This window comes from Nonomuraea sp. B208, from assembly GCF_057536035.1.
The window spans coordinates 162,810-175,917 of the sequence record NZ_BAAJOU010000021.1 but is presented as its reverse complement, the minus strand read 5'-3'; the positions used below and the strand labels follow the sequence as shown (position 1 = coordinate 175,917).

Here is a 13,108-nt window from a genome sequence, read left to right as displayed (position 1 = left end):
GAGACCACCCCCACCACAGGCTTACCGTCCGGGAGGAGGACCTCCTTGCGGTGCTACTCCCGGGGTTTGATCGACTGGCCGCTGTGATCCGACCGGCCGTCCGGGGTCTCGTACGGCTCTCCCAGATGCAGCGCAGCCACGCCGTTGCCTGACCAGTGCAGCAGCATGGTCGGCCCGTCGTCGTCAGGCCCCACCGCTGGCAGCTCAACTGCATCCTCGCCGGGCAGATCGATCCACACCGTGTGCGCGGGCTTGATGGTCATGTCGTCCATCATTCCTCACGAGGCGGCGGCCCGTCCTGCTGGCCAGGCTCCTGGCCGTCCTCCTCGCCGGGCACCGGCGGCTGACCGAACGCGCCCAGGTCGGCGAGCGGGTCCGGCCGCGCGTCTCCGATGGCCTGGACTTCGGCCTGCACCTGGTCTTCGTCCCAGTCCGGGTGCAGCATCCGCACCAGGGTCTCGTCGGAGGCGGCCTCCGCTCGGCGCATCAGCTCGGCCGTCTGGGCGAGCTGCATGATGTCCGGCGAGACGGAGTCGCCGAAGACGACGGTCGGGAGTTCGGGTGCGACCGCACCGTCGAAGCCGAGCGCCGCCTCCAGCTGCAGCAGGGTCTCGATGGCGGCGGCGAGTTCGGGCGCCGTGTACAAGGCTTTCCGCCCCCGGGTGATGAGGGAGCGGCGCTCCTTGGCGGCCACCTCGGTCGCGGTCACCGCCACCTCGCCGCTGAGCCCGAAGGACTGGGCGCTGTAGCCGGTGGCGCGGAGGATGGCGGCCAGGAGTTCGGCCTGGGTCTCCTTGTGCTCGGCGTACCGGATCGCGAACTGCTGCGCACTGATTTCCATGCGGTCGTCGCCGCCGAGCACGTCGAGGGCCTCGTACAGCTCCCGGTCCGGGTCGAAGTACGCGCCCTGGCCTTTGCCGAGGGACTGCAGGTAGGCGCGGGGGACGATCAGCCGGGCCTTCGCGAGCCGCAGGTCGCGCATCCACGACGTCCACGTCTCATCGACGCTGTCCATGAGCTGCATGACGGGGCCGTCGAAGTCGGACCGGCCCAACGAGGCGCCGGCCGGGAAGTTCCGCCACGCCCGGTTGGGCCGCATGTTGGGCACGTACTGGGCGGTGCACCTGGTCAGCCGGGTCTCGATGACGGGCTGCATGTTGGCGGTCTCGGCGTGGTCGGTGAGCGGCAGCTGCTTGCCGAGCGACCCGGGGGCGCCGACGTAGAGCCCGTTGAGGATGGCTCCGGGTTCGTGGCGTTCGAGGTGGAGGTAGCAGGTGCGTTCGTCGGGCTGTTCGAGCACGCGCCAGAACGTGACCGCGTGGAGGCGGCCGAACCGGAACTCCGGCACCGCCGCGTCGGCGTGCACGGCGGCCAGCCAGGGGCGTTCGGCTACCTGCTCGTCCCAGACGGTGCGCAGGAAGTAGCCGCCGAGCGCGGCCCCGACCTCAGCGCCTTCGAGGAGGGCGGCCTGGAGGCTGGGCACGAGCTGGTCGATGCGTTCCTGCGTGGCCGCGTTCTCGACGGTGATCGTCGGGGGTTCGCTAAAGAGCAGGTCCGAGCTCATGGTGCAGATGTCGCTCGCCACGGGGACGTGCAGCTTCGCGCGGCGCTCGCCGGCGGGGGTGGGCTGGCCCCAGAACATGCGGCCGATGAAGCCGGTGACGCCGCCCCGGTGCTGCCACGGGTGGTTCGCCGGCTGGGTGGTGGCGCGGTGCGGGTCCTGGTAGGTGGCGGCGAGCCGGTCGGGGTCGCCGGTGTACCAGGCGTCGAGGACGGCGTAGTGGTTGTAGATGGGGGTGAGGTGTTGGGGCGGCCACGTGCCGCCGCCGCTCGGCAGCGGCATCGGGGACGCTCCTCTCAGGTGTTTCGGCGGGCCTGGTTGTAGGCGGCGAGCGGGGCCGGGTCGACGTCGACCACGCCCGGGTTCACGCCCGCGCCCGCGTTCGGGCGGAGCGTCTCCACGATCGCGCGGAACAGGGCATCCTTGACCCGCTGCTCGGCAGGCAACTCGTTGTACGGCACGAGGCACGGGTGCGTCTTCGCGAAGTTGTCCTTGACCGGGCCGTACGTCCAGCCGGCGCCACGCTTGGAGTCGCACCACGCCTCGTGCAGCTCCTCGTCGGTGATCCCGCGCTGGGCGGCCTCGACGCCCTCGATCGCGGAGTCGCGCTGCCACTGGGGTGCCTCGTCCCAGTGCGGGGAGAGTGAGGGGTCCTCGGTGACGATCTGGATGGCGCGGTTCGCTTCATGGCAGATGCGTGCGACCCAGTCCACGGGCATGACGAAGCGGTTCATGTTGGTCTCCACAGGCTCGGTTGTGGGTTACTGGCTGGTAACCGTACAGAATGCCCATTCTGTAAGGTCAGCGTTCGGCGTTTCTGCAGGTCAGCGGATTGGATGGGAAGCGGCGTCGAAATGGGCGCGAGAATCCGCCCCAATGTCCGTTTATGCAGTCGTCATGCAGTCCGTTTATGCAGCCTTCGACGGCGGCACGAGCCGCCCGTGCCACACGTTGCGCGTCGTCCGGATCCCGTACCTGAGCGCGTCACACCCGTGGTCGTTGATCTTCAAGGGCTTGTCCTCGCCCTTCTCCGACGCGTCCGGATCCCACGCATAGCCGGGAATCTCCCGGATCAGCTCCTTGCACTCCGCCGAGACGAGCAGCCGGTCGGTGGCGAACAGGGAGGCGACGTCGCGGATGCCGTCAACCACCTCGTTGTCCGCCAGAGTGGACGTCCAGCCGGAGCGGTGCAGCTCGACACGGAACGACTTCGCGGACGGGTCGACGATCGTGTAGTGCGGCGTGACGCCGAGGCCGGCGACCCAGGCCCGGACACGCTCCGAGTACTCCGAGTCGGTGAGGCTGCCGCGCTGCTTCTTCGAGTCCCAACGCCACTCATGCCCGACGTACAGGCGACCGTCCTGGCCGAGGCCGATCAGCAGGGCGTGGAACGGGTTCGTCGTCCCGTAGTCCATCGCCAGGCACAGCCACTGCTCGATCGTCGGCAGGGACTGGACGACGTGCCGGGCGGGATCCCACGACTCCCAGATGACGCCTTCGGCCAGGCACCACTCACCGAGGATCAGCCGCCGGTGCCACAAGCCGGTGAACTCGCTGGAGACGTCGGCGACGTACTGGGCGGTGAGGTTCGGGTTGTCGGCCAGCTTGAACGAGAAACGGTGCAGGTTGAGCGTGTCCGGCTCTGCGCTGTTGTCGTGGACCTGGCCGTCGTGGTCGAGCCAGAGCCGGGCCCGGTCGAGGTAGTCGGTTTTCAGCCAGTGCTGCGGGCCGTCCGGGTTGGTCGTGGCCAGCAGCTGCGCGCCGGGAATCGACAGCCGGGTGAGCAGCATGACCCAGAAGCTCTCAGGGATCGTCGAGGCTTCGTCGACGTACGCGCCCACCAAGCTCAGGCCCCGGATCTTGTCCTCGGAGCCTTCGTTGTAGGCACCGGCCACGTAGACGAGGCGGCCGAGGAGAAAGAGCTCGCCGCGGCCGGCGACGAACTTACAGCGCTTCTCGCCGAGCATCTCGACCAACGGGTCGATGATGTTCCGCTTCAGGGTGCGTTCCGTCTTGCCCACCATGAGCAGCGGGCCGGGCGGCGCCTCCCTGACGAACTTGAGCCACTTCATCAGCGACGAGATCGTCTTCGACGAGCGGACGCTGCCGTCCCACACGTTCAGGCGGGCGGTGGCGAGCTGCACGGACTGGCGCTGCTTCCCGACCAAGGGAGTGACGTTCACAGGCCGGTCATCTCCTGCAGCCAGAGGTCGACGGCGGCCTGCGACTCGCCGCTGTTGTCGTGCTTCTCGACGGCGAGATGCTTGTCGATGGCGACCGCGGCCGAGGTGATGAGGTTGCGCTTGTCGGCGGTGGGCGGCTCGTCGAACGTCTTCTCGTTGTAGGTGTTGTCCTTGCCGCCGAAGTTGAAGACGGTGTGTGGCTTGTGCAGGTCGTCGAGGAACCGGTTGGCCTCTTCCAGGAACCGGCGGCTGGTGGTGGCCCGGAGTGCGGCGTTGTCGGCGCGAGCTGCCTCAGTCGCGTTCTTGGTCTGCGTCCGGTCGAAGGCGGACGTCAGCCCGTCATCGCGTGCGATCTTCGAGACGGTGGAAGGTGAGACGCCGTGTTCTCGGGCGATCTCATTGCGTCTTCCGCCAGCGCGGATGGCTTCGCTGATGGCGGCGCGGCGTTGGGGGTCGAGGGGCTTGGGCACACGTGCTCACCCCCGAACACGAAGAAAGCCCCGCACGCGGCGGGGCTGATTCTGGGCATGCAGCTGCAGGACTCATTATCCACAGGCGCTCGACCTGCGTCAACGCGGCTGATCACGCGGTGATGGCGTGTCGTGCGCGGGCTGCCCGCTCCTCCTCCGGCACGACGTGCGCGGCGAGTTTGGCCCAGGCGGTGATGGGCCAGCACGGTTTGCCCCACAGCCAGGTGGTGACGTGCTCGGCGGGCGGGTTGCAGTTGAAGCCGTGGCAGATGATCGCCACCTGGTTGGAGGGGAGGACCTCCACCTTCCAGGTGTGGCCGCCGCCGACCGGCTGCTCGGCGGTCCGGCCGTCACACCACGGGCACACGATCTTGACGGTTTGGCCGTGGTACAGCATGCCGAGCGCCCGCGCCGTCCGCTCGTGGATCTTCTGTACCCGCGGCCATGCCCACTCGACCACGTCGTCGGGTAGCTCGTGGAGGCAGGCGAGCGCGTATTGGAGCCATGGCCGGGCGTCGTACTCGCCGAAGCGGGGCGGGGCCAGGATCGGGCGGGCGGTGGCGGGGTCGAGCTGCTCGGCCAGGTCGTCGGCCAGGTCGTCGGCGTGCACGACGACATCCAGGAGGGTCTGGAGGATGTCAACGTCGACGGGGGCCGGCGACTCCCCCCATTGGAGCGGGTTGCGGAAGTAGCGTTCGATGGCGGCCTGCCCGTCGCGCAGATCTTTTTCCTCTCGGGAAATGGTTCGAGTCTGCCGCAACGGTTTCGTCGTCAACGGCATGCGTGCTTCGATCAGGTCGGGCCAGTATTCGATAACCCATTCCAGGGTGGCGGTCACGATTTCGCGCACGGGTGTGCCTCCTCAGAATGGCGGATTGTCGGGGACCGTATAGCCGGACGGGATATACAGCTCGACCGGCTGGGCGGGCGGCGGTACGAAGTGGGGGCCGGGCGGGCATCGGTGTTGGGCGTGCACGGAGTATTTGCGTTCGCCGCGGATGCGCCAGGCGGTGCGCTGCCACAGGAACGGGCGGCGCGGCAGGCCGAGGGGCTGGAGGTCGTAGGTCATGAGGCCGGCCTGGAGGGCGTGCAGCTCGCCCAGGGCGTCGATGGGGGCCGGGTCGGCCCGCACCCAGGCCCCTTCGGAGTAGCCGGACAGGATGGGCTTGCCGCATCGGCGGCACCGGTCGAGGTGAACCGGGCTGGAGATCATCCCCGCCCCCCGATGACAGATGACAGATTCCGCCGTGTTCCCCGGCTTATGCGCGGGCGCGTGACGCGCGCGCACACATGTACGCGCGTAAGGGCGGGAATGCGGGAAAACCTGTCATCTGTCACGATCTTGAAGCGTGCGGCGGCATCCTCGCAGGTCAACGCCCAATCCTGGCCGATGACAGATCCGTCATCATCCGTCACGACCCTGGGCGTGTGAAGTGTGTTCACCATCCCGGCCCGCCGTACTTGTCGCCCGGGTCCGGCTGGGCGAAGCCGCCCGATGACAGATCCGCGCCGTCGGTGACGGATCTGTCATCGCCCTCCGGGTCGTCGGTGAGGAGGGTGATGCCGGTGTAGAACCGGACCGTCCCGGTCCGGTCCGCCCCGACTCCGAACCGGCGGCCGAGCTCCTGGGTGAGCTTCTTCGCGCTGACCGGGGTCTCGCCCTCCTGGAAGCACCACCGTTCGTAGGCTTCGCGCAGCGCGGCGACCTTGATCTGGACTTGGGCGGAGGCGGCGGTGTGGCAGGCGTCGGCCACGAAGCGGGCGACGGTGTCCTGGTCGGCGGCGTAGTGGTCGGTCGCCACCCGCACGCTGTCGGGCTCCTGGAGGCCGTCGGCGGCGTATTGGGCGGCCCCGGCGACGATCCATGCGAGCAGGGCCGGCCCGTGCTCGGAGGCGAGGATCCCTTGCAGGTCGTCGACCATCTTCTCGACGGGCACCTCGTGCTCGAACGGGATCAGCCGCAGCCGCCGCCAGAACGCGCGCCCGCCCGCCCGCACCGAGGGCTGGTGGTTGCCCATCAGCCACAAATGGTGGGTGGGCGTGAAAGTGAAATGGTCTTGCCGCATGAACCGGGCCGTCAAAGTGTCGCCGCCGGTCAACTGTTTGACTTTCACTTCGTCGAAACGGTCGTCGTCGGCGACTTCGGAGCAGACGACCATTCTCATACCGGCCAGGCGGGCGATCTCGGTTTCGTGCTGGACGGTCGCTTTCGCCATCAGGAATCCGCTCGGCGCGGTGGTCGCATAGTCGCCGAGAACGCCAACAATCGATTCGAGAAAGACGCCTTTCCCGTTGCCGCCGCTCCCCACACAGAAGGGGAGGACGTGCTTCGACACGGATCCGGTCGCCGAATAGCCGATCAGCCGTTGCAGGTAGCTCACGAGCTGCTGGTCGTCGCCGAACGTGTCGGCCAGGAACGCCTGCCAGCGCGCCGTGTCAGCTCCGGCGTCCGGCGTGCACGCGGTCACCTTCGTGTGCAGCCGGGACGCGTCCGACGGGCCGAGGAGGCCGGTGCGCAGGTTGATGATGCCGCCGGGCGTGTTCAGCTCCCAGGCGTGCGCGTCGAGCTCGTCGACGCCGACCACGACCCGGGTGTCGGTCTGGGCCTGGGCGAGCATCGCGGTGGTGCCCGCGCTGGAGAGGGCGTGCCGTTTGTGCTGGATGGCTTTCTTCTCGCCGTCGGGGAGGCCGCGGGCGACCCTCTTGCCGTATTCGCGGATGAGGCCGCCGCCTTGGGGCTGCCACTCCCAGCGGGTGCCGGTCCAGGCGAGCCATCGGCCGCGTTCGGGCACGTACCGGATGACGTCGCCGAACCGGTCGACGAGGGCGAGGGCGTTGCCGTCGTCGGACTGGGCGTACGTCCTCTCTTCGACGACGGCGAGCGGGGGCGCGGTGTGCAGCTGGTGGACGGTGGCGAGGTTGCCGTCGACGACGGGGGGCGGGACGGGTGCGGGGGCGGGGACGGTGCGTTCGACGCGCTGCCCGTACCCCTGGGCGGAGAGGGCGCTGGCGGCGGCGGAGTGGTCGCCACGGTGCTCCAGGTGGGCGTACGCCCCGAACCGGTCGTAGGGCCGCTCAGCCTCGAACTCGGTGCTGGTGGACCACACGTACAGGTTGTCGCCGTCGTTCCGCCCGGTGGTGGCGGACACGCCCGTCTTCTTGCCGGGACGGCACCAGTAGGTGACCCCCGCGCTGTCCGTCCACAGGCGCGTCCACCCCCTGGGGATCAGGATCTCGTCCCAGGTGGTGCGCGCGTTGTAGTCGTCGCCGGGCGACACCCCGTCTTCGTCGTCCCAGGCGCGCGCGGGCTGCGAGAACAGCGTCGACGTGGGCGCGGCCGGGGCTTCTCCTGGGGTGGGCATGCGGTCGAAGACGGCCGCCAGGTGGTGGAGGAGGTCGCGCTCTTGCGCGGTGACGGCAGGGATCGTGGCCGGGCCGCCGGCGAGCAGCTGCCACGGCTTCCCAGTCGCGTGCGTCGACCCGGCGGAGGGGGCGAGGACGACCCAGCCGCCCTCGCCGCGGGTTTCGATCAGCACCTTGGTCTTGTCGTCGGGGTTGGCCGCGAGCTCCTCGGCGGTGGCGGGGCGGCGGGCCAGCTTCGTGTTCCCGGCCACCTCGCCGCCGTCGACGCGGTAGAGGAGGTGGATGCCGCCGGACGGGGTGACCTCGACGTAGCCGGTGACGATGCGCTTCCACAGGTCGCCGATGCCGGACGCTTCGGCGAGCTGGCCGACGTCGCCGAGCACGTTCTCGGCGACGGCGCGCCCCTCGAATTCGAGCATTTCCAGGTTGCCGGAGACGGCTCCGCAGACGGCGCCCAGGCCGTGATGCTGCCCGGGGGCGAACCAGGCTTCGACCTGCTCGCGGGTGGGCCGCGCCTCCTGGTATGGCTTCCAGCCGATTGCGGGCCGTTTCGACCCGTCGGAGGCGGCGGGGAGGACGCACAGGCCGGCGTCATACAAGTCCAGTGCGGCCTGGAGGAGGTGGTTCAAGTGGGGGCCCCGCTCTCGATTTTTCAACCTATCGACCCGACTGGCTGGTGTGGGGATGCGTGAGGCCCCGGCAGGAGGAGGGGTTCCTGCCGGGGCCGGTCTCTATGGCGGTGTCACGCGCTGGCCGGTGCCGCCGGGGGCATCGCCTGCATGTTCAGCGCCTGCATGGCGGCGGCGAGCTCCGCCTGGTTGGGCGGCCCGGCCGGGGCCGCCGGGGCGGGCGCGACCGGGACGGGCGCCGTCGGAGCGGCGACCGAAGCCACCGGCGCAGCGACCGGAACCGTGGCGGGCACCGGAGCGGCCGGAGTCGCCGGAACCGGCACGGGCGCCGGGGCCGCGGCCGGGGCGGGAGCCGGGGCCTGGGCGGCGGGCTGGAAGCTGGGGAACGGGTTGCCGCCGACGCTGTTCAGGTACTGGGTGGCGTAGACGGCGTCGTTCTGGTCGTACTCGTTGAGCACGTACGGCGCGGACTGGCCGGGCTTGGCGACGCCGCGGGCGAGCCGTCCGAGGACGGGGTCCTGGCCGATGCTGTTCTTGAGGGAGCCGATGAGCACCTTCTGGAAGATGAGGACGTTGGCCTCGGCCTTGGGGCCGTCGGGGTGGGTGAGGATGACGACGTCGGCGACGATGGGGTCGGCGACGCCGTTGCTGGTGAGGACGCCGGCGCGGATGGAGCGGGGGTAGAAGAGGATGAGGTGCCCGACGTAGTCGGCAATCTTGACGTCGCTGGAGGGGGCGGGCTGAGCGAACATTTTCTTTACCTCGATTTGTTTTGGTGGGGCGTTGGGTAATGTGTCGTGCAGTGAAGACGGTACAAGATGAGACATTGCGAGTCAATACGAGACTCGCATGGGGTTTGCTGGTGGGGCTGTCTACTGGGGGCGGGTCCGGCGGCGGTGCCCGACATGCCAGGTCAGGCAGATCGGGCACCGGTACACGTTGAGCCGGCCTTGGCGGGCGCGTTGGGCGCGGGAGAGGGCGCGCAGGTGGCTGAGCGCCTTCTCCCTGGTCTCGTGGCGGATTTTGCCGACGCACATGCGGGCCCAGGACTCGTCCACGACGGTCACCCGAACGCGCCCGGACACCCCCGGCTCGCGTCCGTGCTGCCGGGCTGGAACCAGGGGCAGAACGTGCAGAACGCGTCCGAGACCGGGAACATGGACCAGGCGGCCGGATTCTGGGGCGGGTCGAGCGCGGTCAACGCCGTCATGACGTGGTCCATGCGCTCCAGCGCCGCCAGCGCAACGCTGCGGTCGTAGGGTTCGGTCCACACGTGCAGCCCGTCGATCCTCCCGCCGCGCGGCAGGAACACGATGGCGACGTCGTTGCATGGTTCGCCGGCGTTCTCCCAACCCAGCCCGTACAGGTGGGCCTGGATGCGGTACTGGTCGCCGGGCCCGTTCTTGCGGTACTTGTCGAGCCGGTCGGCGCCGACGACCTTCCAGTCCATGTTGGTGCCGGTCTCCCGGTCCATCAGATCCGCCGACCCGTAGATGTTGCCGCGGATGTGCAGCCGGTTCTCGATCAGATACCGTTCCCGGCCCAGCCTGCGGTTCTCGGCGGCGAAGGTTTCCTCCATCCAGGCGTGCACGCTGGTGCCGATGATGCTGGCCCAGGGGTCGCCGTCGGTGTTCACCTCGGGCCAGTCGCACAGCTTGTACGCCAACCGGCGGGTGCACGGCATGCCGATCTCGGACGGGCCGATCACGCGTTGCAGGGATCGGGGCGCGTTCTGGCCGGCGTGCTTCACCACGCTGACGACGTTGGTGGCGATGGCGGCGGCCAGCCCGGTGAGGGCTGGGGTGGCCCAGCCCGCGTCCGGCTGACTGAAAGCAACCGCCGTCACTTCGCCGCCTTGGGGGTGGCCCACTCGGTGACGACCTTGTACTTGGGGGCGACGGGGGCGAACGTGGCCGCCTCCTCGTACTCGTACGGGGCCGTGTCCTGGTATTCGGTGAGGCCCCGGCGGTACGTGTCGGCGAAGTGCTGCCCCTGCTCGTTACGGATGACAAGCCAGTGGATCGACTCCCACCGTGACTTGTCGATGTAGTCGTTGACGACGACCGTCCACCCGCCGTACGACTCGCCGACGCTCCTGTAGGCGAGCTCGCGCGCGGCGAGCCGGTCCAGGACGACCGGCTCGGACGCCACCACCGGCTCCTCGGGGTCGTCACCGGCCAGCGCGGCGCGGGCCAGGACCAGGTTAAGGGCGAGCATCTCCAAGACCTCGCCGTACACCTCCCGGACGCCCTCGTACGCGGACCCCTTGGTGTCGCGGAACGCCTTCACCAGTTCGTCCTCGACGTCACTCCACGCGGGCAGGGTGAGGGCCTTGACGAGCACGTCGTCGACGACGGCGGGCGTAATCTTGATCGTCATTTCCATTCTCCGATCAGGTTGAACGGGCGGGGCGCCTTCTTCGGCTTGTAGTACTGGGCGTAGATGTCGGGGTGGTCGGCCTGCAGCTGCTTGGCGTCGAGCTGGCCGCCCGGCTTCGACGTCTTCCACGACACGGCCGGCCTGCCGGCGACGGTCGCCTCCTCCCGGTCGCCGAGCCAGTCCTTCAGCTTCTGCTGGGCCTGCTCCTTGACGGCCTTCCAGGAGGCTTCGTGGGCGGCGGCGTCCTTTGCGAGCTGCAGCCAGCCGACCAGCTCGGCGGGCAGGTCCGTCTCCGCCCGGGGCGGGTCCGGCGTCAAGGTGTCCATGGCGGCGGAGTCTTCCGCCGCCGGGGCCTCCCCCGTCGCGCCGAGCGTCGTTCTGTGGACGGGCGGGGCGTCGTCCACAAGGGCGGCCCGCTCCTCATCCTCGACCAGCACCTTGAACCCGATGCCGCCCGCCTCGGCCGCCTTCAACGTCCGGCAGTCGAGCAGCTCGCGGGCGCGGGTGACGGCCACGTAGGAGAGCATGGCCTCGCCGCGGTTGAGCTTCCCGTCCTTGTCGTACGGCTCCTGCCAGTCGCCGGCCAGCCGCACGCTTCCCCACTCCCGCCCCTTCGCCCGGTGGGCGGTGGAGATGACAATGTCGGCGTTGTGCTCATCCACCAGGCGGTCGACCACCCGCAGGATCTCCTCCGGGCCGTGCGAATCGACCAGCTTCACCAACGTCTTGAGGTCGGCGCCGCCGGCGTCGTGCTCGGCGTACTCGCGCACCTCATCCCAGGACGCGAACGCCATCAACTCCGGATGCTCCGTCCCCCTGCCGGTGCGCAGGTCTTGGCAGGCTTTGGCGAGGCGGCGGATGTCGTCGCCGCCGCCGACCAGGGCAGGGCGGAGCCCGACGTCGAGGGCGGCCATCGCCTGCCCGACCGCGCCCGCGTTCGTCCGGCACAGGACCGCGTCCGCCTTCACGACGACGCCGAGCCGGGAATCCTTCGCAGGGTTGCCAGTGAGGCGGAGCGGGGCCTGGAGGAGTTCCAGCCACTCGTTGGCTTCGTCGGCGATCGCCTGCCCGAACCGGAACGACTGGGAGAGGGCGAGGCGCTGGCCGTCGAAGTTACTCATGGCGTCGACGGCGCCCCGCCAGCCGTAGATCGCCTGCGACTGGTCGCCGACCAGGATCCGCTGCGCGGCCTGCGCTTCGACCACGCGGGCGATGACCGGGTTCGCGTCCTGCGCCTCATCGAGCAGCACCGCGCTGTACGGCAGGACGGGCTGGGTGAGCGCCCACAGCTTGAGGTAGTGGTCGTGCTCGAACTTCAACCGGCCGCCCGGCGTCGTCAGGTCCTCCCACGCCCTCCGCAGGAACGGGAGCGCCTGCTCGCGCAGCAGCTGCATGCCGTCGCCTTCCAGGCCGGGCACGGCGGCGATGTGCCACGGGCCGGGCTGGTCGTCGGCGGAGTAGCAGAAGGAGCGGACGGCGTCGGTGACGATGCGGGCCACCTTCACGCTGGTGAGGGCGTGCGCCCCCAGGTCGACGACGGCCGGGATGCGCAGGAACCTGGCCACCTCGCGGGCGGGCAGGCGCGGGCCGTTGAGCCGGTCCTTGAACTGGTGGCCCACCTGCCGGAACGCGAGCGAGTGGGCGGTGCGGCAGTCCGTGTTGGCCGGGAAGCTGGCCATGGCTTCGTCGGCGATGGCCCGGTTGTAGGCCAGGTACAGCATCCGCTCGCCGGGCCGGGCGGCGGCGAGCATCTTCAACGTGCTGGTTTTGCCGGTTCCGGCGCCGGCCTCGATGGTGAGCGGGCGTCCGGTGGCGGCGGCGTCGAGGATGGCCTGCTGCTCGCCGGTCGGCTCGTGCTCGAACCGGACCGGGGCGGGGGCGGGGGTGGTGTGGATGGGGGGTTGCGGCACCGTGAACAGCGGCGCCGCAACCTCCTCCGCGTACGGGGCGGGCTGCGAGAACATCAGCGGGCACCCGCCGGGGCGTGCGCCGCGACGGCAGCCGCGAGCCACGCGGGCATGAATGTCATGTTGCCGCGCGGCTTGCTGGCCGGGGTGTCGCCGCCCGACCAGGTGATCGGGAATTCGGGGCCGTTCTTCTGGCTGCGCAGCTTGCCGAAGACGGTGACCGACTGTAGCTTCCACAGCTTCCCGGGCTCGGCCGTCCAGACGGCGCGAGCGCGAAGCGTCTTGTGCACCTGGTAGGTGGGCTGCTCGACGTCGAAGCGCTTGTCGTCGTCCGGGTCGTGGACGATGTTGAAGCTCTTCTCGATGGTGGCCACGTCGTCCACGAGAGCGAGGACGTGCCCGCCGCAACCGTCAGCGCAGCGGAACAGCTGGCCGCCGTCCGGGTGGTATCCCGCCGGGGCCGTCCTCACAAGGTCATCGCCGCAGTTGACGCAGGCGAATCCGTTGCGCTGAGCGCTGTTGAGGCGGGCGATGTCGGCAACCTTGTACAACCCGAGGAAGCCGGGATCCTGGCTTGAGCTCACAGTGCATCTCCTTCGCTTCAGATGGATGGGGG

General features: G+C 69.6%; 14 protein-coding genes. All 14 read right to left on the bottom strand.

Annotated elements, in window-relative coordinates; translation table 11 throughout:
* Positions 1-53: 53 nt before the first annotated feature.
* The 14 genes from AC27IY_RS17670 to AC27IY_RS17605 all read right to left on the bottom strand — a co-directional run bounded on the left by AC27IY_RS17670 (position 54) and on the right by AC27IY_RS17605 (position 13,076).
* Positions 54-263, bottom strand: a complete 210-nt coding sequence (locus AC27IY_RS17670; RefSeq protein WP_487178569.1) for a hypothetical protein — start codon at positions 261-263, stop codon at positions 54-56.
* A gap of 8 nt (positions 264-271) precedes the next feature.
* A complete protein-coding gene (locus tag AC27IY_RS17665) occupies positions 272-1,843 on the bottom strand; it encodes a hypothetical protein (RefSeq protein ID WP_487178568.1) in 1,572 nt (523 codons plus the stop codon).
* A gap of 14 nt (positions 1,844-1,857) precedes the next feature.
* Positions 1,858-2,295 carry a RyR domain-containing protein gene (locus tag AC27IY_RS17660; RefSeq protein ID WP_487178567.1) on the bottom strand — a complete coding sequence of 146 codons (438 nt, stop codon included), beginning with the start codon at positions 2,293-2,295 and terminating at the stop codon, positions 1,858-1,860.
* A 174-nt stretch (positions 2,296-2,469) separates the two neighbouring features.
* Positions 2,470-3,744, bottom strand: coding sequence for a PBSX family phage terminase large subunit (locus tag AC27IY_RS17655; protein WP_487178566.1), 1,275 nt, complete (start codon positions 3,742-3,744; stop codon positions 2,470-2,472).
* The gene (locus AC27IY_RS17650) at positions 3,741-4,214 is read right to left on the bottom strand and encodes a transposase (RefSeq protein ID WP_487178565.1); all 474 of its coding nucleotides are present in this window, start codon (positions 4,212-4,214) and stop codon (positions 3,741-3,743) included. The genes AC27IY_RS17655 and AC27IY_RS17650 overlap by 4 nt, the downstream gene beginning before the upstream one ends.
* A 112-nt stretch (positions 4,215-4,326) precedes the next feature.
* The gene (locus tag AC27IY_RS17645; RefSeq protein ID WP_487178564.1) at positions 4,327-5,064 is read right to left on the bottom strand and encodes a hypothetical protein; all 738 of its coding nucleotides are present in this window, start codon (positions 5,062-5,064) and stop codon (positions 4,327-4,329) included.
* 12 nt (positions 5,065-5,076) lie between these two features.
* Entirely contained in the window at positions 5,077-5,427 is a 351-nt protein-coding gene (locus AC27IY_RS17640) for a hypothetical protein (RefSeq protein ID WP_487178563.1), read from the bottom strand.
* A 226-nt stretch (positions 5,428-5,653) separates the two neighbouring features.
* Positions 5,654-8,206, bottom strand: a complete 2,553-nt coding sequence (locus AC27IY_RS17635; RefSeq protein WP_487178562.1) for a phage/plasmid primase, P4 family — start codon at positions 8,204-8,206, stop codon at positions 5,654-5,656.
* A 113-nt stretch (positions 8,207-8,319) separates the two neighbouring features.
* The gene (locus tag AC27IY_RS17630) at positions 8,320-8,958 is read right to left on the bottom strand and encodes a hypothetical protein (protein WP_487178561.1); all 639 of its coding nucleotides are present in this window, start codon (positions 8,956-8,958) and stop codon (positions 8,320-8,322) included.
* A gap of 120 nt (positions 8,959-9,078) precedes the next feature.
* Positions 9,079-9,264 carry a hypothetical protein gene (locus tag AC27IY_RS17625; protein ID WP_487178560.1) on the bottom strand — a complete coding sequence of 62 codons (186 nt, stop codon included), beginning with the start codon at positions 9,262-9,264 and terminating at the stop codon, positions 9,079-9,081.
* Positions 9,265-9,269: 5 nt separating this feature from the next.
* The gene (locus AC27IY_RS17620) at positions 9,270-10,052 is read right to left on the bottom strand and encodes a hypothetical protein (protein WP_487178559.1); all 783 of its coding nucleotides are present in this window, start codon (positions 10,050-10,052) and stop codon (positions 9,270-9,272) included.
* Positions 10,049-10,585, bottom strand: coding sequence for a hypothetical protein (locus AC27IY_RS17615; RefSeq protein ID WP_487178558.1), 537 nt, complete (start codon positions 10,583-10,585; stop codon positions 10,049-10,051). Before AC27IY_RS17615 ends, AC27IY_RS17620 begins: the two co-directional genes overlap by 4 nt.
* Positions 10,582-12,549, bottom strand: coding sequence for a UvrD-helicase domain-containing protein (locus AC27IY_RS17610; protein ID WP_487178557.1), 1,968 nt, complete (start codon positions 12,547-12,549; stop codon positions 10,582-10,584). Before AC27IY_RS17610 ends, AC27IY_RS17615 begins: the two co-directional genes overlap by 4 nt.
* Complete coding sequence (locus AC27IY_RS17605) at positions 12,549-13,076, bottom strand: hypothetical protein (protein WP_487178556.1); 528 nt, start codon at positions 13,074-13,076, stop codon at positions 12,549-12,551. Before AC27IY_RS17605 ends, AC27IY_RS17610 begins: the two co-directional genes overlap by 1 nt.
* Positions 13,077-13,108: the final 32 nt, after the last annotated feature.

Excerpts from the sequence above, each read along its gene's own strand:
- AC27IY_RS17615 (WP_487178558.1), bottom strand. The coding sequence starts at position 10,585 with ATGACGATCAAGATTACGCCCGCCGTCGTCGACGACGTGCTCGTCAAG.
- AC27IY_RS17630 (WP_487178561.1), bottom strand. The coding sequence starts at position 8,958 with ATGTTCGCTCAGCCCGCCCCCTCCAGCGACGTCAAGATTGCCGACTAC.
- AC27IY_RS17640 (WP_487178563.1), bottom strand. The coding sequence starts at position 5,427 with ATGATCTCCAGCCCGGTTCACCTCGACCGGTGCCGCCGATGCGGCAAG.
- AC27IY_RS17670 (WP_487178569.1), bottom strand. The coding sequence starts at position 263 with ATGACCATCAAGCCCGCGCACACGGTGTGGATCGATCTGCCCGGCGAG.
- AC27IY_RS17665 (WP_487178568.1), bottom strand. The coding sequence starts at position 1,843 with ATGCCGCTGCCGAGCGGCGGCGGCACGTGGCCGCCCCAACACCTCACC.
- AC27IY_RS17610 (WP_487178557.1), bottom strand. The coding sequence starts at position 12,549 with ATGTTCTCGCAGCCCGCCCCGTACGCGGAGGAGGTTGCGGCGCCGCTG.
- AC27IY_RS17660 (WP_487178567.1), bottom strand. The coding sequence starts at position 2,295 with ATGAACCGCTTCGTCATGCCCGTGGACTGGGTCGCACGCATCTGCCAT.